Below are 23,896 nucleotides of genomic sequence, written 5' to 3'. Positions count from 1 at the left end.
CGTGTGGTGTTTGTGAACCATGCTGTTTCACAATTAGATATAAAAGATTAAGGCATATGACCATGTCCGATATTGATCCACGTATTGTTCAATTGCTCGGATCCGAGGCTCAAGAGCTGTTGACTTATTCCGCTCAAGGATTTGTGAAAGAACATTTACATCTTCCGGGCCCAGCGTTTGTAGATCGAGTTTTATTGAACTCTGATCGAAGTCCGCAAGTGTTACGAAATTTTCAATCCATACTTTCGCACGGTCGTCTACGCAATACCGGTTTCGTTTCTGTTCTCCCTGTCGATCAAGGCATTGAGCATTCTGCGGGCGCATCGTTTGCCGCTAACCCACTATATTTTGATCCCGAAAATATTATTAAGCTCGCAATGGATGGCGGTTGTAATGCAGTCGCTACAACACTTGGAGCCCTTGCTTCAGTGTCACGAAAATATGCGCATAAGATCCCATTCATTTGCAAACTTAATCACAATGAGCTTTTGACATATCCCAATCATTTTGAACAAATTATGTTCGCCTCGGTATCTCAAGCATACGATCTTGGGGCGACAGCGGTGGGCGCTACAATTTACTTTGGCTCTGAAGATTCAGATCGACAGATTGTTGAAGTTTCAGAAGCTTTTCATCATGCACATTCACTCGGCATGGTAACCATTCTCTGGTGTTATCTGCGCAATAACGCCTTCAAGAAGGGTGGTGTCGACTATCACTCCGCCGCTGATCTGACAGGACAAGCCAATCACCTTGGCGTGACAATCAAAGCAGATATTATCAAGCAAAAATTGCCAACAACCAATGGTGGCTTTACGGCTCTGCAGTTTGGCAAAACAGATGATCGTGTTTATACGCAACTTACGCCCAATGAAAAATCTGTCGGACATCCTATCGAGTTAACACGTTATCAGATCGCGAATTGTTATATGGGCAGATCTCCGCTTATTAATTCAGGCGGAGCTTCAGCTGGTGAATCAGATCTTGCAGACGCAGTGAGGACAGCCGTTATTAATAAGAGAGCTGGAGGTATGGGATTGATTTCAGGTCGTAAAGCTTTCCAGCGTCCAATGAACGATGGCATCAATTTGTTACATACAATTCAAGATGTGTATCTTGATAGCAACATTACGATCGCATGATGAAAATGGATTAAGTATAAATAAAACAAGCCACCGATACGGTGGCTTGTTTTATTTATACTTTTATTCGTCATGGCTTAATACATACTGATATGAATCATGGCTATATTCTTATCACTTTCCAGTCTTACTAAATAAACCTCAGCGCGAGCAGGCACAGAATTACGGCTCATGACAACATCCTTCAAGAAGACCTTCTTGTCATCATCAATAAGTGGTGCCGCCCCAAATAAGCCTTCGTCAATATAACTTTCTAATGCGCCTTTTGTGAATTCATCAGTAACGAATTCGTTTATGTCAATACTCATCTTACTTAGGATCGCAAGCAGCCCAGCATCAGTACTTTCAAATCGCATGTACATATGTTGTTCGTATGATCCCGATTGAGACGCATACTGAGCTATCGTTTTCTTCGGCAATCTAAAACCAAGCCATGTCTCAATCATACTGCGGTATTCTCGCCCCATTGGCGCGACACGTTCAGCGATAGCTTGTCGTTCCATCGGCTTATCTTCACGAAGCCATTTGTCTTCAGCTTTAAATAATGCGCAGCCGCTTAGGATCATAACCAACAACAACATAAAGCCCATAACAGCAGATTGTTTAATTCTCATCTTCACACTCCCTCGGTGAATTCAGTAAATCTTAATACCGCCACAATATATCACATACAACCCGTCCATGATATTTTCAGGTGTAATTTAAGCCTTCCATTGAGGGCTTATCGCTTAAGACGATCGATGTAAGCGTTTCAGTTCAGCCAGATACTCAACATTGCCCCCTTTGGCACCTCGGATTGGCGATTCGATGCAAGCCTCTACCTTGACCTCCAGCCCAGGCATGATCTCTTTCAGTACCCGATCGTTCACTTGTGCCGCTTCATCGTCAGTCAGGCGTTTTGCTTTCGCTTTCTTTTTACCTTTTTTGCCACGATATTTGGTGTTTTCAGTTGAATCATCTAAACCACGTTCCTCAAATGTCATTTCGTAATGCGGCTTAATAAGCGAAACAACACGAGCTTCCTGATCGTCATTCTTTAGCCACCGCAATGCTGCCGGCACAGCTCTATCTTGCTTCGTCCATCCAAGATCCACACTTACAAAATCGCAAGGCTCCCCAACTTCGACATGTAGTGCATTTTTACGTTCCAAAACAATCACGCGTTCGTCCTGTCGCAGCTTCCATGCAAGTTGGCCATAAGCCGTGTCTACCGCATACACCTTTTTTGCGCCCGCTCTCAGCCAAGCCTCAACAAACCCGCCAACACTACAGCCTAAATCGCAACACACTTTCCCTTCGGCATTTAGCTTAAACGCACCGATCGCTTCCCAAAGCTTCAATCCACCCCGGCTTACGAATTCAAAATCCTTCTGTTCATCCATGTCGGGATTATACAACTTTCAGTTATTTGCCACACTATGAAAAAAGCCCACGGATTAATCCGCAGGCTTCTATTAATCGGTTAGCTAATCGGCATTATGCGCTGAAGCTGCTGCCGCAACCACAGGTGCTGTTTGCGTTCGGATTGTTGAACACAAACCCACGCTGCATGATTTCATCTTTGAAATCAATCGTCGTACCGTTCAGGTATAGGTATGACTTCGGATCGCAAACGATTTTCACTTCGTGCTGTTCGAATAGCTCATCCGTGTCACGTTCTTGCTCAGTCAAATCCAGAAGGTATGAAAACCCACTGCAGCCCCCACCTTTAACGCCTACACGTAACCTGACTTTCTCAGTATCCAGCTCTTGCTGATCTACAATAGTCTTGATCTCACGTGCTGCTGATTCTGTTAATTCAATTGCCATTGTATTACTCCGTCGTGTCATCTCCCCCTGTAAAGCGTGCCCACCAAACAAGCACGGCAACATTCAGGCTCCGGGAGGTTCTTTTTTATTGTATCACCAATACGCACCGAAGCACGCTCCGGTTCCCGTGACGCAATAGTCACGGCAGTCCGCCTCCTCAAACCTATCGTTTATTTCTCGTTCTTTTCTTCATAATCGCTGATTGCGTGACGGATCGCATCTTCGGCCAAAACCGAGCAGTGGATCTTCACGGGCGGTAATGACAGCTCGTTCACAATCTCTGTGTTCTTGATCTCTTTCGCCTGCTCAATCGTTCGACCTTTCAGCCATTCCGTCGCCAGCGAACTCGATGCAATCGCACTGCCGCAGCCAAACGTCTTGAATTTGGCATCTTCAATTACGCCCGTCTCTTCATTCACTTGAATCTGGAGTTTCATCACGTCGCCACACTCAGGCGCACCAACCACGCCTGTGCCAACTTGTTTAGAGCCTTTGTCCAGCGCACCTACGTTTCGTGGATTCTCATAATGATCAATTACTTTTTCTGAGTAAGCCATTGCCTATCTCCTTACGTTCAATTTTCTATCCCCGCCTATTCTAATTTTCAACGGATCCTATTTCGTTAGCGAACTAAATCACGTTACTTATTGCCACGGTATTAATGGCCGCCCCATTCGACCGTCGACAGATCAATTCCTTCTTTGACCATGTCGTACAGCGGGCTCATCTCAAGTAAGTGATTGACTGCACTAACAACCTTCTCAACCGTATAGTCCACTTCTTCTTCAGTTGACCATCGGCTAAGCCCGAAGCGAATCGAACTATGCGCTAATTCATCACCCAGCCCCAATGACTTCAGCACATAGCTTGGCTCAAGCGATGCGCTCGTGCACGCAGAGCCTGAACTTACAGCGATATCCTTCATCGCCATCATCAGCGATTCGCCCTCAACATAAGGGAAGCTGATGTTTGCGGTTTGTGGCAAGCGTTTTTCCTTGTCCCCATTCAACACAGCCATATCTAGTTGGCTCAGAACCCCGTCGATTAAGCGATCTCTAAGCTTGCTGAGACGTTCCGCATCCGCGTTCATTTCTTTACCAGCAAGTTCGCACGATTCGCCCATTCCAACGATTCCCGGGACGTTCAGCGTACCGCTTCGCATGCCACGCTCGTGACCCCCGCCATCAATCATTGGACTCAAGCGTACACGCGGTTTTCTTCTTCTCACATACAAGAACCCAACTCCCTTCGGCCCATATATCTTATGGCCCGAACCGCAAAGCAGATCCACACCGTCACGCTCCACGTCAATCGGAATCTTGCCGACAGCCTGTGTCGCATCTGTATGGAAAAGAATTCCTTTTTCCTTGCACAGCTTCCCGATCTCATCAACCTCGTTTATTGTGCCTATCTCATTGTTAGCCCACATGATCGTCACAAGAATCGTGTCTTCGCGGATCGCCTCAGCAACCTGAGCCGCCGTGATCACACCGTCTTCATGTGGGTCAATAAACGTGACATCAAATCCTTCACGTTGAAGCCGTTTGCATGGGTCGAGTACAGCTTTGTGCTCGTAAGAAGTTGTGATGATATGCCCGCGGCAACTACCATCTTCCTTCCGAGGCCCGTACATTTCAGCCACGCCCTTAATCGCTAGGTTGCAACCCTCTGTTGAGCCACTCGTCCAAATAATCTCTTTCGGTGAAGCACCAATCAGTTTCGCAACCTGTTTACGCGCCTTCGACACCGCATCTTCAGCCTCCCAGCCAAAGGTGTGTGAACGTGACGCCGCGTTGCCATACTTGCTAGTTAGGTACGGCATCATCGCATCGAGCACACGAGGATCTAGTGGCGTCGTTGCGTTGTTATCCATATAAATGGGCAGTTCCAATGCCATTATTCATACTCCTTGCAGCACTTCGGTTCCCATTCGGTAATACCGTTGTACTCAGCATTTGTCCCGGTGTTACATGGCAAGATCATTGCCAATCCCAAGTATCTCCAAGTGCTCACGCTTCAGCGTAATGCACCATTCATCAACCCAATCATCCACCACAACCTTTTATTTCAAAATCACTCGTTAACTTTGCAGCTACCGTTCGCCTCACCGTAACCACTACCATTCGCCGCACTTACGCTAACCTGATGTGTGTTTGTCTCTTCGCAGCACTCAAAAGCACTCTCAGCGATCACGTCAGCCAGCGATGTTTTTCCAAAAAATTCAGCAATCCGAAAGTGCAACCCACGGATCGGTTTCCGGATCGGACACTCTTCAAGGATGTTGCAGTTACACACCGCCGGAGCATTTTCATCCGCACACAGCGTCACGCGTAACGGCCCTTCGATGGCTTCAACAACGTTCAGTACCGAGATTTCAGCCGGTTCTTTGGCTAATCGGTATCCACCCGTTGCTCCTCGTGTACTTGTCAGCAAACCCGCTGATGACAGTTCTTTCAAAATGTTCATCAAGAGCGGCAAAGGCAAATGATACGTGTCAGCAATAAACCTAGCCGACGCCGGCCCGCCTTCCGTTTCGTGGCGATGACCCAAAAATGATAACGCCACTAACGCGTAGTCCGTTTTTCTTGTCAAACTCAACATCGTCAGATTCCCTTTGTGAGGACTTCACTTCCTGTTCGTTGTTCGCTCAGGCATTGCTTTGTCCCACATCCAGACTCGACTCAGCTCCATTTCGTTGCCGAAATGTACCGAAAGTGTGTATCGAATTTGACTTCCTTGTCAATAGTAGTACTAAATCAGTACCCTATCAACCGATTAATCGTGTTTAGTTGGATTAATTCTAAAATAGAAATCGCCTTCGATGCAAATCTCCCAGAATCACGCAGCTGCTTTGGAGTCTCAACGTGGAACCTCAGCGGGGATTTTCGCCCAGCTTCAGCTTCACAACACGCTCACAGGCACCTATGCATAGGCATTCGTACAGGCTTTTCACACAGACCTCGTACAGGCTGCAGCACAGGCAGGGTGTTCTGACAGGCGTACACTCATTGTATCAAAATTATGCGACTGATTCGCAGCACGGCATTCGGCAGTTGATGACTGGTATATAACTTAAGATATGTTGATTAAATAGAGAAATATAAACATATTATTGAGATCGATAGCCAAATTGCCCCCAAAATCACGCACACTACCACTTTGGCTTTGCAAAGATGGTGTAATTCGCACCCGTTGCCTCATCCAGTGACCTCACACCTGTTGGGAACACATCCCCATTGATCGATTCCGCGTGTCCATCAGCAAAGGCAGCATTTGCGCTCGCTGGATCACCGTTATGGCGATACCCAATGCGACTTTTTTCCGTACCGATTCGCGCTTTTGAATGTTTCCCCGAATACACCCCATCAGCCAGCATCACTAAATCCGATGGCCTCCGGTATGTCACTAGCGGAACTGGCATCATCGTTTCGCCTGTGGACTGATTCGTATAACCCACACTGCATGTGTAGTACTGCGATTGTTCAAAGATCTTGTCTTTTCCGATCGGATTATCACCATTGATCCAGTATGCCACCTTGATAATCTTGTGATATCCCTTCGCAGGAATTGTCATCGCAACGTTGCCACTCCCGCTGCCGCTTCGCCGGTTCGGCCACGCCATCCAGCCCATCGGGTCATCCGTATTCGTCGTTTGCCCGCTTACCATTCCAGCTACATCTAATGCACTTGGGCACGTAAATGCTGTCGTATACAGTTCGTTGCTCCCCGGTACATATCCCCCTTTATCCAAAATTGGCCCCCATCCATCAATCAACGTGTCGCTCGCACCGTTCCCGACCATGTTGTACGACGGAATTGCAAGATCACGATTCGTTGCCGAGTACGCATTCGCAGCAATACTGAGTTGCCGGATATTCGATAAGCACGATGCTCGCTCTGCAGCCTTCTTTGCCGCTCCAAGCGCTGGCAATAGCACGCCAATTAAAAGTGCAATAATTGAAATCACGACGAGAAGCTCAATTAACGTAAAACCACCTCGCTGAATCATGTGATTAGATCTCATCAGTACCCGCCCCTTTTTTGCTAGTTGTTCTATATTCTCTTGCCTTTGACGTTTCATATCCGGAAAACAGCTTGTCATGAATGTCATATTCACATTTTTATGAAATCTGTCAATCCTTTTTTTCGTTATGTATCTACTGTAACGATGGGGACTTCTGGGGGATAACTCCCCATGCTTCTCTTTATGCGGGATGCACCGTACATGCACATTCTGCATACAGAGATCACACAGATTTCCCCTCATACAGCGAAGATCGCCGATCAAAAGACTTGCCTACAGGTTATAATCTCGTCCATGTGGTTATCACGCCAGAGCAATTGCATGGTGACAGCCCGTGTGACCGATTCGAACAATCGGCAGTAGATTAAGGTGAAAAATTCTTCAATGAACGAGCCACTGATCGACGCGCGCATCACGACGCAATCCATACTAGTTTTTTGTTAATTCCTTCTTTTGGGTCACACGTATGAATCGTTACAAGACCGTCCTATTGTTTGGCGCCCCCGGCTCCGGTAAAGGCACGCAAGGTGCCGTCCTCGGCCGCATCCCCGGTTACTACCATATGTCCTGTGGTGACGTCTTCCGCAACCTCGACATCCACTCCGACCTCGGCAAAGTCTTCTACGAGTACTCGTCTCGTGGTGAGCTTGTCCCCGATGACGTGACCGTCAAAATGTGGGCCAAAAACATCTCCGCCCGTCACACGCTCGGCGAATTCAAGCCGCACTTCGACCTCCTCATCCTTGACGGCATCCCACGCACAATCGAACAAGCCGAGCTGATGAGAGAGCACATCGACGTCTTGAAAGTTGTTCACCTCGTCTGTCGTGACCAGGAAGCCATGATCGAACGCCTTCGCCGTCGTGCTCTCAAGCAAAATCGTTTTGATGACGCAGATGAAAAAGTAATCCGTCAACGCTGGGAAGTTTACGAGCAGGAAACCAAGCCTGTTCTCGATTTCTATTCCGATAGCGTCATCTCCGAAGTCGACGCCATCGGCTCACCTGCCCGCGTCCTCGACGAAGTCCTCAAGCAAGTCGTCCCGATCCAGGACGCTAAATTCGCTGAATTTGATGGTGCATAAATTCAGTTTCTCATATAAAACAATCAATACCCAAGGCTCATACAATCTATGAGCCTTTTTATATACCCTTCGCAAATCTCAGGCGAGTCCAACACCAATCGGTTAGAATGCCCCACTTATGAGTATCCCAACCACTATCCTCGAATACCTACTCATGCTCATCTGGCTCGTCTGGATTGGTCAAGCCATCTTTGGCCTGAGGAACGTTCACATGTTCCTCCGCCGCGAACGTAAAAAACAACATCAAGAACAAAACAATCCTAAGTTTGCAGACCACACTCCGCCAGCCCTGATCATCGTTCCCGTCAAAGGCTCCGACGATCAGCTCGCCACCCACATGCAGGGACTCCTCGAACAAGACTACCCCGATTTCCGCATCATTTTCACGACCGAATCACACAACGATCCAGCCTTCATTGCCATCAGAGAATACCTCGGTTCAGATGCAACCGAATCCGAGCTTCCCGATCACGATGGCCAAGTCCTACACTGGCTCAACCTTCAAAACCTCACCCGCACGCCCGGCCTCCAATCTATCCATCTCGTCGACGCAGGCCTTGCCAGCAATGAAGCACAAAAAGTACACAACCAGATTGCTGCAATGGAGCTCTTCACCGACCATGATGAAGCAGTTGTCTACGCTGATGCCGATGCCGTGATGGGGCCCGATTGGCTTAGAAGAATCATCGCCCCACTCGCAAGTGAACAAATCGGTTGTACCACCGCTTGGCGATGGCTTGTGCCTGAAAAAGGTGCAAAAGCCAATCTGCCCACCAAGCTTGCATGCATCATCAATTCATCCATCGTCACACTCATGGGACGCGATCGCCGTAACTGTGCCTGGGGTGGTTCAATGGCCGTGCTTCGTTCAACACTCACCGAAATCGACATGCCCAAACCTTGGCGTGGTACTTTCAACGACGATGTAAATCTCTCCAACGCCATCAACAACATCGACAAACGCGTTTACCTCGTTCCCAACATGCTTGTACGCGGCCCGGTCACCTTTAATTGGCTCTCACTACTCGAGTTTGGCCGCCGTCAATATATGCATGCACGCGTCTACCAGCCCGCTTCTTGGAGTGTCGGCCCATTCGGCACATCCCTCTATCTTCTCGGCTTCCTCTCCGCCGTCATTGCCCTCTTTGTTTATACCGACTCACCAGTATTTCCGATCGCGGTTCTCACACTCATCAGCGTCTTTATCACCGACTTCTTCCGAGGACGTATCCGCAAACAGATCGCCAAGCATTCTCTCGATCGCAAAGCCTTCGAAGAGCTTGCCGGCGTATGGATCTACGAATACTTCGCCACACCGCTATACATGTTTGTTCATTGGCTTTGTTGCGTCGCCTCAATCTTCGGCAACCATTTCACTTGGGGCGGCATCCAATACAAAATCAATGCGCCTCACGACATCGAAATCGTGAAACGCAGCTAATCCCCCTTCGCACAGACTCTTCCTCTTTATTTATGCCGGTTGCATGCAGACGCAACAAACGAATCACTTCGCATGCTGTTTTAAGATATACCCCATCGTCGGCAGCTGCTTATCTAACAGCGACCGTATATATGAGCACAGTAAACGATTCGCCCGCTTTAACGTATCGCCCTCAACCTTACTAAGCATCGAATAGATCTGATCGAATGTATAACCCACCTTTGCTTCAATATCTTCCCCTTCTTCACCGCTTCCCATAGGCACTAGTCCTGCCGTTTGCCTCAATATTTTCACAGTTGACAGCCTGACCCGCCAATCATCCTGCGTTGGCTCCATGGTTAACCCGCCTGCAATTGGATCAAAATGAAAACTATTTTGCTGGGTCAGTTCTTCCCCAGTCAGTACGTCATGCGTCACATTCGGCGCATATCCCACATCTCGCAACAATAAATACACAAACCCAAGTACCGCCGCTTGGCACATCGTATCCGGGCATGATCTATCGATCCGATAGATCTCACACAACTTCTCCAGCACCTGTTGTAGTGCAAAAAAGCTTCGGGGGTGTGGATCTTGCTCTGCAAACAAATGCCCCACCAGATCCGCCGCATATAACCCCAACTGCTGCAGCTTCAGCTTCCTACGGAACACATGGCAGTCATCCTGTAAATCCCATTCCGTAATCGCCGCCAGAGATTCTTGCTGCTTCACCATCGCCACAACCTCACCCCGAGTCAGCAGCTCAATCCCACCCGAAAACCGCGCAACCGCCGACGGCGACATTCGCTTAGAACCCTTCGCTACCCCACGAACCAAGCCAAACTCGCGTGTAAATAGCACAACGATCTGGCTCGTCTCCGACCAGTCTAAATGCCTCACACATATCGCTTGATCCGTTATCCGTGGCATGCCGCCATTGTACTCCCCATAATCATCCCCTCAAATACTTCTTATTCCCTCATCATTCATGCCCACAGGTTCTACCCGTGAGATCATTCATCTGTAATGATCTTTCTATTATAACCCCGCAATCCTCATCAAAAAAACAAAACCCGACCGCGAAGCCGGGTTCGTTCTCTCCCATCGTTCTATTGCTCGATTAGCTCATGCGAATGATTCGCTCACGAATTACTCATTCGGCTTGCCAACCAATTGACCGACCTTCGCAAGCAGATCATGCGGTTGGAACGGCTTCTGAATCACAGCATTCGCGCCAGCGTCCAGCAACGCATGCTGATCCTCATTCGCATTGTCAGATATCAGCAGCACCTTCAAATGCTTCGTCCGCGAGTTGCCTCGCAGATAATGCACTGCTTCAATCCCGCCAAGCCCAGGCGTCTGCAGATCAAATATGATCAGCGCAGGCCGATACGAATCGATCTGTGCCCCAGCATGGAAACCAAACTGAGCCACTTGAACTTCATACCCGCCCGATGTCAAAGATTGCGACAAGCTCTGGGCTTGCGTCCTGTCGCTCTCAACAACCAGCACCCTGCTTAGCCCGCCCGACAACTCTAGCGGAATCGGCATCTGATTCTTGCGCAAGAACGCAATCAGATCCTCGATCTCAATACGGTTGTCGCCGCGGCCCGGCAACTGGTACGCCTTCATCTCGCCACGTTCGATCCAACGAATCACGGTTCGATAGTTAACGCCACAGTATTTCGCTACTTGGCCCGTTGTTAATGAATTGGTCACTTGATGCGTTGCGGTCATAATTCTTCCCCTTTATAAAAAACTGGAAAGTCAGCCCCCGCAGGCTCAACTTCACGCCCCGCAAACATCCATGATTTCTTATCAGCCAATCATTCCCGTGACGCTCAACCCAAGATCATCCGTAACAACACGGATCATCCAAGCTCACATCACATGACTAACTAATAATCTCAGTAATAGTGTCACGAACTATTACCAACAGATGCAATTCAGAAAACAAACCTGTCATCTAAATGACATCTGGCTAATTTAATGTCTGACCCGACCCTAAAGTCAAACACGATGTGCCAATAAAATCGCTATTATTCTTAAAGTGCCGATTCTGTCCTTCTAACAAGGCCTTTCGCCGCACTCGTTTAAAATTTAAAGAAATGCCCTCACCACCATTCTATGACTTAGACGACAGTTTGATACCCTCTTGCCTATCTTCGCAAATCATTAAAAGTGTCTGGTCAGTCAATGCCGTATTTTGTTTGTATTCCACTGTGAAAATAGGTGTTTTGCACAGAATTTAAACTTCAATCAATCATCAGATATGTTAAATATACTTTAGTCGCAATTGTCTATTCATGCATCTAGACAGCATCAGAGAAGACCTGATCTTCTGCTTTGTCAGCCTCGGCTTGCTGCCGTTTATACATCCGATGCAGAGAGTAGAACCCAGCCTGCGCCGCAATACATAGCCCCGTCGTAATTAGAAATACATGATGGTGAATCCCATCGAACTTCGGCAGTAACCCAGATACCCACGGCAAATCATTCCAGCCCTCTAATAGCAAGATAGCCAAGTACGACGCAAAGAATCCTCTCACCCCAGTTAACGTCACATGGATTCCCATGTATGTAGTCACCAGCCGCTTATCCGCAAAATCGTTGTGTCCCAAATTCCATGCTAATAACCCGCCCGATCTCGCTAAGCCCTGCATGATCCTTGGCAGCACAACTAGCCACCACATCCCACTGCCCATCGCTACCATTACCCCGACAACCCAATAGCCAAACTGTGCCAAGATCCATGTAAACGCATGCCGTGTCCGGAACGTGGTGATATGCACCCGGTCCATATACTTTGCCCACATCGGCAACGTCAGTGTCGCCATCAGCATCGGCACAGTAGCATTCAGTAAAATCGGCACATAGGTGGGTTGCACAACCGTCCATTTAATAATCAACGCAATGATCGCTGTCTCGCCCACCATGTTTCCCACGCCCGCGCAAAACTGCCACGTCATGTAATGTCTGAAAAACCGATCGTTCCGCAACACCGACACGAACCCCGTTCGCTGCAATCCATCCGCATCATCTTCATCTCGGCCCCTTCTCTCTTGAGCAAGCAACTGCCGTTCTGTCCGCAGTCTAATCCTCGAATAGGACAAGACGCCTAATCCCCCAATCACAGCCACCCCGACAAACAGCCACCGAAACCGCATTGGGTTACCATCTAACAAGTAATACACCGGCAGCGGCCCCAACGCCAAAACCAATGATGTAATCAAAACCAGCTTTGACGTAATCCGCGCCCTCGACCGCCTCGGGTAGTTCTGCCGCCATACCGTTGATCGCAACGTCGCCACGCCCGCCAAACAGCATCGAGACAAAACCGTCAGTCCGACCAATGCAAACGCTCCGCCCGCACTAATTGGCAAAAATGCAATCCCAACCAAGCACAGCAGCAGCAGTCCCTGCAACCCCGCTATAAAACGTACCTTCCGCTTTCCCTTTGCTGCCGACGCCCACATAAATGAGGTCAGGTTCGCAAACATCGGCGCCGCCATCATTGTCGCAAACGCAAACGGCCCAACGTCAAACACACGTTTCGCCAACACCGTGATCACCGAACCTTCGACCAAAGAGATTGCCAACGGCAATAGCATTACCGTCACCAACTCGTGGCGATAACTCTGCCTAGACATATAAGGCTGCGCCGAAGGCGACATCGGTTGTGTCATCCGAGTAATCACAGTCATTCATCCATCTATCAACACCACACCCACAAGCCCCATCACCGCACACCATATTTAGCTCGGCCACCTCGAAAAGGTTCGCCCAACTTTTTAGTGCTTTTTCTTCTGTCCAATAACCCACCTTAGCTCAATCATTTCGTTTTGCAATTTATTCGCATAACGTACCTTTTCACAATTTCCACCCACTGTGAGCAAAAGGGCATATCACACATCATTTGTGCCGTAACAATCTAATCATTAGTTAGGTAGTCAGTGTTGATCAAAGCATCTCATTGCCCCCGGATTACGCACATCAGTTTCCAGCAGTCCGTATCCAATAAATCCGATTTGACGCAGGGCAGGGCACGCTGATACGGTTCTGATATGAGCAGTCAGCCTCCACACAACCCATCCCCAGAAGGGTTTAAACCCACAAACCCCTCGAATATCCGTAACGGCTACGAGCAAAAGGCTTTACAGCAAGCCGCCGATCTGATCCGTTCGGGTGACGTTGTCGCATTCGCCACCGAAACGGTTTACGGCCTCGGCGCCAACGCTTTTGACCCTAAAGCAGTCGCTAAAGTATTTGCTCACAAAGCCCGCCCCGCCTTTGACCCCCTCATCGTCCACATTAACACCATCGATGACGCCAAAGAGATCGCCGCTGACTTTCCTCCTGCCGCCCTTAAGCTCGCCGCCGCTTTCTGGCCCGGCCCTCTCACACTCGTTGTGAAAAAGAAAGACATCATCCCCGACATCGTGACCTCTGGTCTGCCAACCGTTGGCCTCAGAATGCCCAAACATCCCGTCGCACGCACGCTCATCGAGCTTTCTGCCACGGCAATCGCCGCGCCTTCTGCAAACAAATTTGCCTCAATCTCTCCCACCTCCGCCCGTGATGTATACGCCGAATTCGGCAATGATCTTCCCCTCATCCTTGACGGCGGCCCATGCGAAACTGGTCTCGAAAGCACCGTTATCTCGGTAGTCAGCGACATCCCAACCGTGCTTCGTCTTGGCGGTACTTCACTCGAATCTCTTCAAAGCATCCTCGGCAAAAACGGTGTCCAGCTCGTTCACACCAAAGATGCCATGATCAAAGAAAACGCCAAGAAAGGCATTGCCTCGCCCGGCATGCTTGAGCGTCATTACGCACCATCCACCAGCTTGTTATTAGTGGATAACCTGTCAACAACAGAGCAATACACCCAAATTTTTACCAATCGTAACCCAGGCATGCAGCCGCCTAAATCATTCGGCTTGATGACCTTGCAAGCAAAACAAGCCAAAGGTTTTCAATCGCATGAGATTCTTTCGGAATCTGGAGATCTTAATGAAGCTGCTGCAAATCTTTTCGGAGCCATGCGCCGCCTCGATGCTCAAAAATTAGATGCCATTATCGCGGTTCGAGTTCCCGATTCAGGGCTTGGCAGAGCCATCAATGATCGCCTCCACCGCGCCAGCCTCAAGTGGTGATCCACCATCCATCTTGATTGTTAATTTATGGTTAATATTTACGTTTACCATATTTATAGATAACACATCGCTCTGCTTAGTTTGCTTTTTCGCTCGTCCAAATGACGATAACGTATTCGCATCTAACCCCTCTCTGTCATGAAACAATCACGAAAGAGCTCTGCTGCCCGTCCCGAAGAATGGCATGGGGGTTTTAGTACAAAAGCCCATATGATGTCATATGTTGCACAAATTTAAATTGGAAAATAATCTGCTAGATAAAGTATACAAATTGTAAATATTTGAATAATAATGATTTAAGATGTGAAGCTATACCCCAATTTCGATCTAATGCAATGAATGGAAAAATAATGGAAAAATTCCATCAGAGCTTGACAAGTAAAAGGATAGTGGTATCCTTTTAAACATAAAGCTGGTCATACAGCTTACGCTTCTCAGGTTTAAACCGTGACTTAAGCGGCTCAAAACCCTGATCGAAGCGAGGAAAAATTTGTTAGATGTGATCTCCTCGTGCTGGGATCAGGGCATGGTTCTCGCGTTTCTCCCCGTGTTCCTCGTGAATCGACAACACCAAACCCTCCCTGTCCTGGTCCCTCACCACTTAGAGCTCATTCATCTAACTCCTTAATCTAGACAACACAGGCGAGGCTGGAGTCCTTTGAGGGCTCTGGCCTTTTTCGTGCGCATGACTACTACACACCATTTCTTCAATCGCTTGAGTATCATTAACACTGTGGCCACACGCCGCACTGGACGATAGGAAATAGGTAATGCTCAGCGATCAAGACACAAACATGCTCAAACAACAACTCGGACGCATCCCACGCGGCGTACTTGCCGTCATCGTTCGCTCATCCGAAGACGCGCCCGTTGTTATCGTGAACTATCCGCTACATCATTGCTGTGAAGGTCGAGATAGCGGCGAGGGAAAAGGTGGTGGCATACAAGGTGAAGGCGGTGAACGACTCGTCCCCTTCCCAACACTCTATTGGCTCACCAACCCACGTCTTAATAATACCCTCGCAGACATGGAACGCCTTGGAGTGATCGACGACATTCAAAATCAAATCAATGCTAATCATCAGTTAGAGCACCAGGTCGCCAACGACCACCGCGCTTATATCGAGCAGCGATGGAAACAACTCACCAAAGGTGATCAGGAAAAAATACAAAAATCTCCAGCCATGCTCGAAACACTCCGTACCCGCGGCATCGGCGGCATCAGTAACTTTCTTACCGTTAAATGCCTTCACTTGCACTACGCTCACCACCTCGCAACGCTATGTATGAATCCCAACGATCCTTCCCCCGGGACCGCCGTTGGCAGGCTCATCGAACAGGCCAATCCCGAACTCCTCAAAATTCGGCAATCTTTCAAATTCGGCAACAACTAAATCCCTCCTCCGTCATACTTTCATACCATGTCGCCATCTCCGATTCTGACGGTTATAACGACTGTGCGTGTTGTGTGAAATCAACGCAGACCCAATAAAACTAATGTTGCAAAAAAGCAACATCGCCATGTGATCATCCCGCTTCCTCACCGATGATGATCATGTATGCCAACCGAACGCAACAACCCCAATGCGCTTGAACCGACTCAAGCCAACGATCCTGTCAGCGAAGACGCTCGACGTCTTGCTCACGAGCTCGCCAATCTTCTCGATGGATCTATGCGGTCATTAGGCCTCGCAATACGGTCACTCGACACCGAAAATCCACATGATCTCGCCCCACATCAGCAAGCCGATAAGGCCATCAAACGCATACAAACCGCAGATACCGCACTCCGACAAATGGCTTCCTTAATCCACGAATGGATGGAAACCCCCGCTTCGCAGCGAAAAAGTCTCAGTTGGATCACCAACGCTTCACATCACCCAACCCATTGCCCGTTGTCCGAAACACATAACGGCAACCCTCAAACGCTTGCTCATGGACTCAATCTTGTCATCGAACTTCATGAGCAGCAAGCGAAAGATCTTCATTGCGATCTCATCACACACATTAACCCGCAAGCCGCACAACTCCCGTTTGGCCCGCTATTCGGTGTACTCGAAAACCTCATCAAAAATGCACTCGAAGCGATCACTGATCCGCAACCCAATGCGCGTCATCGCATCGAAATCAACTGCGACATCTATCGCCAAAGCGAGCTTCACATAACAATTGAAGACACCGCCGGTGGTAGCCCTGATAATATCAATCTTGGACACACAACCAAGCCAAACGGCCACGGCATCGGCCTCTCACTCTGCCGCGATATCATCATCGCCATGAGCGGTAGCATCGAATTCCTCAATGGCTCTAAAGGCCTCCGCATCGTCATCAAACTACCAGTCAGCAGCCTCACCGATCAATGGAAGGATCTCAACGGATGACCGTCAATAACGGAAATCTTAAACTCGTCGGCCAAAATCAATCTTCTGCCGACAATAAACGCGCACGGATCCTTGTCGTTGACGATGACCCTATTGTCGCCGACTCTCTCGCCGAGATGCTTCGTGAAGACAGATACGATGTCGCCACTGCCAGTAATGGACTCGAAGCTATCTCACTATTAGATAGTGATCCGCAACATCACTTTGGCATTATCATCACGGACCTCAACATGCCCCGTATGGACGGAGTATCTCTGCTTCGTGAACTCAAACAACGTCACAGCGAAGTCGTTCCCATCGTCGTCACAGGTTTCGGCAAAATCGAATCTGCAGTCGAAGCCGTCAAGCTCGGTGCCGCCGACTATCTCACCAAACCCGTCGTCGATGAAGAACTCCGTCTTGCAGTTAACAAAGCGATGAACCAACACGTTCTCCTTGCCGAGAACGTTACCATGAAAGCCCAGCTCTCAGAACGCTACGGCCTCGGCAACCTCGTTGGCGCGGACTACCGTATGCAAAAAGTCTACGACCTCGTTGAAGCTGTCGCTGAATCAAACACAACCGTCCTCATCACCGGTGAGTCCGGCACAGGTAAAAGCATGGTCGGTCACGCCATCCACGAAACCAGCTCCAGACGCAGTGGCCCCTTCGTCACCTTCGCCTGCGGCTCAATCCCGGAAACACTTCTCGAATCCGAACTCTTCGGCCACGTCAAGGGCGCTTTCACCGGCGCCGATACAGATAAGATCGGAAAAATCGCCGCCGCCGAAGGTGGAACGCTTTTTATCGATGAAATCAACTCCGCAACACCCGCGCTTCAGCTCAAATTACTACGTGTCTTACAAGAAAAAATGTACGAGCCCGTTGGCTCGACAGAAACCAAACAGGCCGATGTTCGTTTTGTACTAGCAACGAATCAAAAGTTAGATGAACTCGTCTCCAAAGGTGAATTTCGCGAGGACCTCTACTACCGAATCAACGTCGTCAATATCGAGCTTCCTCGCCTCAGTGAACGTGTTCGCGATATCAACATCCTCGCCGAGCACTTCCTTGAGAGACATTGCAAGCAAATGAGCCGCGAACGACGTTTCGGTGACGGTGTTCTCGATGTACTTCAACGTTACGAATGGCCCGGCAACGTGCGTGAACTCGAAAATGCAATCGAGCGTGCCGTCGTCCTTTCACGTCAACTCACCATCAGTATTAATGATCTCCCCGAAACGCTGCACAGCAAAGACGCTCACGTTCTCGTCCAACGCGCCATTGCCATGCGCAATGAAACCTCTGACACCCAGCATCAAACCCAAGCACTTTGGGACGGCCTTCCACTCTCAGAAGCGCTCAAAGAACCCGAAAAACGCATTCTTCTTGCCGCACTCGAAGCAAATAACTGGAACAGGCAAGAAACCGCAAAGCAACTCGATATCAACCGCACTACACTTTATAAGAAAATCAAACAGTACGGTTTAGACCAGCCCGCTGCTTGATATAATGGGGGGGAGAAAAGGGGAATAAGGGATATAGGAATCACAGGACGGCTAACCTACGGTTAGCCGTTTTGTGTTAGCCCGCCCATCTTAACACCTTCTTAAGCAACCGCTCATTCAGCCCACCTCCGGATAATTGCTTACCTCTTAGCACCAATTTGTTTCTGTTCACTTTCGCTTGAATCAGTATCATATAATTGTCGCCTTCAATTTATCATGTTCAAAAAAAGAGAGAGGGATCACAGATGAGCCTCACCATCACTTTCTTAGGTCATTCCGGTTTTCTCATCAACGACGGCAAGCACACGGTCGCAGTCGATCCATTCTTGACCGAAAACCCCGTCGCTGTTCATAAACCAGCCGAAATACACTGTGACTACATCGCACTCACGCACGGCCACGAAGATCACTTCGGCGACACCCTTCCCATCGCCGCAAACAATGACGCAACCGTCATCGCGAACTTTGAAATCTGCGCCTATTGCGAATCGCAAGGCGTACGTAAAACCGAACCCGGCAATCCCGGCGGCCGCATCTACACTGACTTCGGCTACGTCGCATTCACACCCGCCATCCACTCATCCAGCTATCAAGGCCAATACATGGGCGTCGCCGCAGGCCTCGTCATTAGCATGGGTGACGTCAAAATCTATCACGCCGGGGATACCGCCCTCTTCTCTGACATGAAAATGATCGGCGAGGTCGTCAAGCCTGATATCGTCATGCTCCCGTGCGGGGACCGTTTCACCATGGGCCCACGACTCGCAAAAATGGCTGCTGAAATGATCAAACCCAAATACGCCATCCCCGTTCACCATTCAACTTGGCCTCTCCTTACCAGCGATCTCTCCGAGTTCCATCCCGCCGACGTCAACGTCAAACACATGGCCCCCGGCGATATCTGGCACTTCGACGGATAATCCCCCACACCTCAAACACACTCATCATCAAACCATACAAGTCTGCCCTTGTCGGCAGACTTTTTTATTGGCCCATCCACAACACTTCCTTATCTAAAGCATATAAATAAACACCAATTCCTCGCCCCGTCGATGTTATTCATGATCAACCATGAACGACGCTGACCCTCCCAAACCTGATAGCCGTGCATATCTTTACGTCCTCCGCTCCGTCGTTGTCGTCGCTGGACTCGGTGGCATCTCCTACGGCTACGCACTCGCCGTGATGTCAGGCGCGCTTCTTTTTCTTAAAAACCAATTCCACATGTCCGACGTTCTTGCTGGCTTCGTCACGAGCTCACTTGTCCTCGGCGGCGTCCTCGGCGCGATCTTCGCCAGTATCATTGCCGATCATTGCGGTCGTCGTTTCGCCAATTCCCTCTCTGTCATCTTTCTCATCGCCGGCGTCATCATCACCGTCATCGCAAATAGTGTCCCAATACTCATTCTTGGCCGGGTCATCCTTGGTCTTGCTGTTGGCGCAATCACCGTTGTTGCTCCCATGTACACCGCTGAATTGGCCCCCGCTCGGATGCGAGGCGCTATGGTATCTGTCTTTCAGTTAGCCATAACCCTCGGCATCATGATCGCCTACGTTGCAGATACATATTTCTCTAGTGACGCCGCTTGGCGCTGGATGTTCGCCCTCAATCTTATTCCCGCCGTCATCGCATTCATTTTTCTCTTTTTTATCCCCCGCTCCCCGCGTTGGCTTGTCACGCATAATCACATCGAAGAAGCCCAAGAGATATTTACGCACACTCAGGGCAAACAAAACGTTTCAGTTGAGCTAAATCGCATGCGCGGCGAAGAATCCGATATGTCTCACGCAAAGTGGTCAGCCTTCCTCGATAAAAAACTTCTCAAGGTCACTCTCATCGGCATGGCCATCATGTTTTTTCAGCAAGCTTCAGGTGTTAACATCATCTTCTTCTATGCGCCTTTCATCTTCGAATCCGCTGGTTTCCAATCCAACCAATCCGCCTTGATTGCCACTGTTTCTGTTGGCATCGTGAATTTTCTTCTAACCATATTTGCAGTTATTTTTGTCGATCGATGGGGACGCCGACCACTACTTTTAAGCGGGCTCAGCCTTATTGTCCTCTCGCTTCTTATCATTGGGACAACCTTCTATCTTAAAGATAGCTTAATTGATAGCCATGTTGTTGAGCATCTTCAATCCCAAGCAATCAGCGGCCACGCCGCAGGCGCAAATCTCGCTCATGCCGTCGATATTCAGCGATCAATGCCATCGCATCCCCAAACATCAGAATCGCATTGGCTAGGCTACATCACGCTCGCCGGCGTGATGCTCTACGTCGGCAGCTTCGCCTTTTCTCTCGGCCCGATGTGCTTCGTTGTTGTCTCCGAAATTTTTCCCAATAAAATCCGCTCTAAAGCGATAGGCCTCGCGCTGACCACAAATTGGCTCAGTAACTTTATTGTTGTTCAAACTTCTCTCTCGTTACTCGATACCCTCGGCGCATCATTCACCTTCTGGATGTTTGCACTCTTTAACGTCGCAGCTTTCATCTTTATCTACCGGGTTATTCCAGAAACGAAAAACCATCCACTCGAAGAAATCGAGCGCAGATGGATCGTTAATACTGAACGTATGAGATAAAAGTGAATTCAACAATTAACTCGAGTACAACTCGTCTAAATGCTTCAAACGTAATCGCTCCGCGCAACCCGATCGTTCCGTCTCACGCAACCTTACGATATACCCCCCTAGCTCGCCCCTCGTATGGAACGGCCCACCCTCTTGCACGACAGTCCACATCGGATCGACACCACTCTTCGATAGCCGCATCATCCCGCTTTCCCAATCCGTTAAATGCCGCATCCCCATATTGACGATATTCTCCTTACTTTCAGCTATATTGTGCTGTTCATGCGGATCGTCTGTAAGATTGAATAACATAACGTCAGGAAAATCATGGTATCCATCATGGTACGATCGGATCGCTATGTATCGTTTTTCTTCATAATCAAACCGTACTCCTCTTTGACATGTCCACGCCGCTTGGCTAACCACAAGATAGTCTCGTGGATTTGCAAGTTTTTCTTCTTGGAGCTGCTTCGCAAAGCTTTTTCCAAACCACTCCTTAGGCAGATCGCCTCCCGCCAGCTCCGCCATCGTTGCTCCCATATCAAAATGGTAAAGCAACGACTCATCTACTCTCGCTTCCCGAGTCACGCCCGGCCAGCTCACAATCAAAGGGACATGTGTCGTGAATTCGTCCGCCGTATGATGATCTCCATATATGTTCAATTCCCCTAAATTTTCACCATGATCCCCTGAAATGATCACAGCCGTGTCGTCCAATACACCCTGCTTTTCAAGCATGTCCATGATCAAACCAATCTGATGGTCAACATACTTCACGCCCCGATCATAACCATCAAAAACACGCCTTGCCTCATTCATCGAATCAATCTCTTTGGGCTGATCCGGATACTTTCCCTTGATTCTGGCATCATAAACTTCATGATTAAACCCCGTAACCTCATGTGCCGAGTGTGGCCCATATCCCTCCCAGTGCCGACGTCTCACTTCCTCGTTGTACCACTCAGGCAACGGTTCTTTTGAATAATCAGCTTCGAAATCCTTCGGCGTCCGGTACGGTGTGTGTGGATCCCAAAAATTAATATGCAGATACCAGTCATCCTTCTCAGCATTTTGATCTAACCACTGAATAGCTCTAGGCCCAACTTCGTCCGCGGTCTCTAATCCCATAGTTGCGGTGTGGAATATCTCATTAAACCCCGCATACCAGTGCCACGCAGAATGCCGTTCCGCAAACGATGATACCAATACCGTATTCAGCCCCGCTCTCCTGAGCACCGCCGGCAAGGCTGTCTCCGAAAAACGATCTCGAAACCCGCGATCAACCCCTTCGATAAAAGGCTGTGACGCAACCCCACCATGATTCACAACGCCCGTCAAAGCGCCCGGCCGCCCCGCAAAAAATGCAGTCCTTGAAGGCAAGCACGGCGCGTCGCTCACATAACAATTCGTAAACCGTATACCTCGCTCCGCCACTCGATCAATGTTTGGGCTCGTCTCACGATGATACCCATAGCACCCCAAATGATCTGGCCTAAGCGAGTCAACATCAATATAGATTAAACGCATGAATCTAACTTCTTATGTAGAACAAGTAACGTGATAGTCCATGGCATGATGACGAATTCTAATAAGGTGACACAAGCATCAAACAAGCGGCCAAAACGTACTCGGCCAATTCCTCAACGCAATAGATAACATTGCAAGATGCTCTAACACATGCCTAATTTTCCTTATCAGCCCAACCCACGTCATACTTCATCGCATTTGCGATAGGCTGATACGCTCATCAATCGCCCCGTATCATCCACAACACGTTCCCAATGTAGAAAAATCAACCTCCCCACCCTACCTCCCCTTCTTGATTCTCAGCCCCCAGAATACCCTCCCCTTATCTATCCCGCCATCGTTTTCAGATGGCCCCCATATCATCCCCTCCCCCCGAGCCATCCCCTAGCATCCTCTAGTCTCTTCCCCCTCGCGTTTCTCATATCCCGCCCACTTGTTCCTCGTATGTCACATAGTCTGCGACACTTTATCTGACAATTGATTCCCGATCCGCTTCAACGACCTGATCATCGCCTGATCAAGATTCCGCATCGTCGGATGACACACCTGAGCAATCGCCAATACCGCAATTAATGATTGGTCTAATCGATAGATAGGTACAGCGATCCGCATTACGCCCCCATAGTTATATCCGCTGTCAATCCCATACCCATTAATATCCGCCTGCTCAATCAGCCCCGCAGCCTTTTCCTTGCTGATCTCAACCTGCTTCCCATCAGCCCAAACCCAGCTCTGCTGATTATTCAGAAAATGTATCCCAAGCTCATGCGCCGCCACAACCTGCATCAGCGCATCAATCTCTTCAACCTCCCGCTCATACCCAATCCGCATACGCACCGTCACCTCCGTATCCAATGGCTCGATCCGTTCAATCAAACTCACCCGACCATGACGGAAATGATGCAACTCCACCGTGTGACCCGCCGCCTTGCACAACTTCTGCATCGCCCCTGCTGCCAAACGCTTCAGCGCCGCAACGTCACCATTCACCGTCTGCAATTTCACCAGACCTCGATATCGTCTTCCCCCCTCCTCACGCTCAACATACCCGCCCATCTCCAGAGAGCGCAGCAGCCTCAGCACCGAAGACTTCGGCCAACCCGTCGTCTCCGCCAGCTGACCCAGCGTACACATCCCATCATTCGCCAAAATGTGAATGATCTTTAATCCCCGCGTCAATGCCGGTGCGGGGTCCGTCGATTTCATTGTTGCAATCACAGGTTCCATATTCAGACGGTAATACAACATATAAAACGTCACAACGCAGTTATTATGACTATTCGCCTCAGAATTGT

At 49.1% G+C, this 23,896-nt stretch carries 21 protein-coding genes; 9 read left to right on the top strand and 12 right to left on the bottom strand.

Features of this window, described 5'->3' with window-relative positions:
* The first annotated feature begins 62 nt into the window (after window positions 1-62).
* Window positions 63-1,142: a class I fructose-bisphosphate aldolase gene (locus KS4_RS16180; RefSeq protein ID WP_145080606.1), complete on the top strand. Its 1,080-nt coding sequence runs from the start codon at window positions 63-65 to the stop codon at window positions 1,140-1,142.
* A 77-nt stretch (window positions 1,143-1,219) separates the two neighbouring features.
* Here KS4_RS16180 and KS4_RS16175 read toward each other — a convergent pair whose 3' ends face one another.
* From KS4_RS16175 to KS4_RS16145, 7 genes are all read right to left on the bottom strand, one after another.
* A complete protein-coding gene (locus tag KS4_RS16175) occupies window positions 1,220-1,756 on the bottom strand; it encodes a hypothetical protein (RefSeq protein ID WP_145080603.1) in 537 nt (178 codons plus the stop codon).
* 114 nt (window positions 1,757-1,870) lie between these two features.
* A complete protein-coding gene (locus KS4_RS16170; RefSeq protein WP_145080601.1) occupies window positions 1,871-2,524 on the bottom strand; it encodes an SAM-dependent methyltransferase in 654 nt (217 codons plus the stop codon).
* A 94-nt stretch (window positions 2,525-2,618) separates the two neighbouring features.
* Window positions 2,619-2,951 carry an iron-sulfur cluster insertion protein ErpA gene (gene erpA / locus KS4_RS16165; RefSeq protein ID WP_145080598.1) on the bottom strand — a complete coding sequence of 111 codons (333 nt, stop codon included), beginning with the start codon at window positions 2,949-2,951 and terminating at the stop codon, window positions 2,619-2,621.
* Window positions 2,952-3,121: 170 nt separating this feature from the next.
* Window positions 3,122-3,508 carry a Fe-S cluster assembly scaffold IscU gene (iscU, locus tag KS4_RS16160; RefSeq protein WP_145080595.1) on the bottom strand — a complete coding sequence of 129 codons (387 nt, stop codon included), beginning with the start codon at window positions 3,506-3,508 and terminating at the stop codon, window positions 3,122-3,124.
* A gap of 101 nt (window positions 3,509-3,609) precedes the next feature.
* On the bottom strand, window positions 3,610-4,848 hold the full coding sequence (locus tag KS4_RS16155) for an IscS subfamily cysteine desulfurase (protein WP_315851384.1): 1,239 nt from the start codon (window positions 4,846-4,848) through the stop codon (window positions 3,610-3,612).
* Window positions 4,849-5,024: 176 nt separating this feature from the next.
* Entirely contained in the window at window positions 5,025-5,543 is a 519-nt protein-coding gene (locus KS4_RS16150; RefSeq protein WP_200761364.1) for an RrF2 family transcriptional regulator, read from the bottom strand.
* A 559-nt stretch (window positions 5,544-6,102) separates the two neighbouring features.
* Window positions 6,103-6,975: a type II secretion system protein gene (locus KS4_RS16145; protein WP_145080589.1), complete on the bottom strand. Its 873-nt coding sequence runs from the start codon at window positions 6,973-6,975 to the stop codon at window positions 6,103-6,105.
* 466 nt (window positions 6,976-7,441) lie between these two features.
* Here KS4_RS16145 and KS4_RS16140 point away from each other — a divergent pair, with 466 nt between their 5' ends.
* Both KS4_RS16140 and KS4_RS16135 read left to right on the top strand, forming a co-directional pair.
* Window positions 7,442-8,059 (top strand): adenylate kinase family protein, encoded by a 618-nt coding sequence (locus KS4_RS16140; protein WP_145080586.1) that lies wholly within the window; start codon window positions 7,442-7,444, stop codon window positions 8,057-8,059.
* 118 nt (window positions 8,060-8,177) lie between these two features.
* Window positions 8,178-9,500 carry a glycosyltransferase gene (locus KS4_RS16135; protein ID WP_145080583.1) on the top strand — a complete coding sequence of 441 codons (1,323 nt, stop codon included), beginning with the start codon at window positions 8,178-8,180 and terminating at the stop codon, window positions 9,498-9,500.
* Window positions 9,501-9,563: 63 nt separating this feature from the next.
* Here KS4_RS16135 and recO read toward each other — a convergent pair whose 3' ends face one another.
* From recO to KS4_RS16120, 3 genes are all read right to left on the bottom strand, one after another.
* Entirely contained in the window at window positions 9,564-10,409 is an 846-nt protein-coding gene (recO, locus tag KS4_RS16130; RefSeq protein WP_145080580.1) for a DNA repair protein RecO, read from the bottom strand.
* 219 nt (window positions 10,410-10,628) lie between these two features.
* Entirely contained in the window at window positions 10,629-11,216 is a 588-nt protein-coding gene (locus KS4_RS16125) for a response regulator (protein ID WP_145080577.1), read from the bottom strand.
* A gap of 575 nt (window positions 11,217-11,791) precedes the next feature.
* Window positions 11,792-13,183 carry an MFS transporter gene (locus KS4_RS16120; RefSeq protein WP_145080574.1) on the bottom strand — a complete coding sequence of 464 codons (1,392 nt, stop codon included), beginning with the start codon at window positions 13,181-13,183 and terminating at the stop codon, window positions 11,792-11,794.
* 360 nt (window positions 13,184-13,543) lie between these two features.
* Here KS4_RS16120 and KS4_RS16115 point away from each other — a divergent pair, with 360 nt between their 5' ends.
* The 6 genes from KS4_RS16115 (at window position 13,544) to KS4_RS16090 (ending at window position 21,086) form a co-directional block, all read left to right on the top strand.
* On the top strand, window positions 13,544-14,635 hold the full coding sequence (locus tag KS4_RS16115) for an L-threonylcarbamoyladenylate synthase (RefSeq protein WP_145080571.1): 1,092 nt from the start codon (window positions 13,544-13,546) through the stop codon (window positions 14,633-14,635).
* 770 nt (window positions 14,636-15,405) lie between these two features.
* On the top strand, window positions 15,406-16,029 hold the full coding sequence (locus KS4_RS16110) for a DUF501 domain-containing protein (RefSeq protein WP_145080568.1): 624 nt from the start codon (window positions 15,406-15,408) through the stop codon (window positions 16,027-16,029).
* A 165-nt stretch (window positions 16,030-16,194) separates the two neighbouring features.
* Window positions 16,195-17,016, top strand: coding sequence for an ATP-binding protein (locus KS4_RS16105; RefSeq protein WP_145080565.1), 822 nt, complete (start codon window positions 16,195-16,197; stop codon window positions 17,014-17,016).
* A complete protein-coding gene (locus KS4_RS16100) occupies window positions 17,013-18,503 on the top strand; it encodes a sigma-54-dependent transcriptional regulator (protein ID WP_145080562.1) in 1,491 nt (496 codons plus the stop codon). Before KS4_RS16105 ends, KS4_RS16100 begins: the two co-directional genes overlap by 4 nt.
* A gap of 245 nt (window positions 18,504-18,748) precedes the next feature.
* The gene (locus KS4_RS16095) at window positions 18,749-19,423 is read left to right on the top strand and encodes a metal-dependent hydrolase (RefSeq protein ID WP_145080559.1); all 675 of its coding nucleotides are present in this window, start codon (window positions 18,749-18,751) and stop codon (window positions 19,421-19,423) included.
* Between the two features lie 151 nt (window positions 19,424-19,574).
* Complete coding sequence (locus KS4_RS16090; protein WP_145080556.1) at window positions 19,575-21,086, top strand: sugar porter family MFS transporter; 1,512 nt, start codon at window positions 19,575-19,577, stop codon at window positions 21,084-21,086.
* A 15-nt stretch (window positions 21,087-21,101) separates the two neighbouring features.
* Here the strand turns inward: KS4_RS16090 and KS4_RS16085 are convergent, their stop codons facing one another.
* Window positions 21,102-22,601: a sulfatase family protein gene (locus KS4_RS16085; protein ID WP_145080554.1), complete on the bottom strand. Its 1,500-nt coding sequence runs from the start codon at window positions 22,599-22,601 to the stop codon at window positions 21,102-21,104.
* A 447-nt stretch (window positions 22,602-23,048) separates the two neighbouring features.
* The gene (locus KS4_RS16080; RefSeq protein WP_200761363.1) at window positions 23,049-23,807 is read right to left on the bottom strand and encodes a helix-turn-helix domain-containing protein; all 759 of its coding nucleotides are present in this window, start codon (window positions 23,805-23,807) and stop codon (window positions 23,049-23,051) included.
* Window positions 23,808-23,896: the final 89 nt, after the last annotated feature.

It is taken from the genome of Poriferisphaera corsica, assembly GCF_007747445.1.
Taxonomy (GTDB): Bacteria; Planctomycetota; Phycisphaerae; order Phycisphaerales; family Phycisphaeraceae; genus Poriferisphaera; species Poriferisphaera corsica.
The sequence above is the reverse complement of the archived record's forward strand: the minus strand, read 5'-3'. Positions and strand labels throughout refer to the sequence as shown.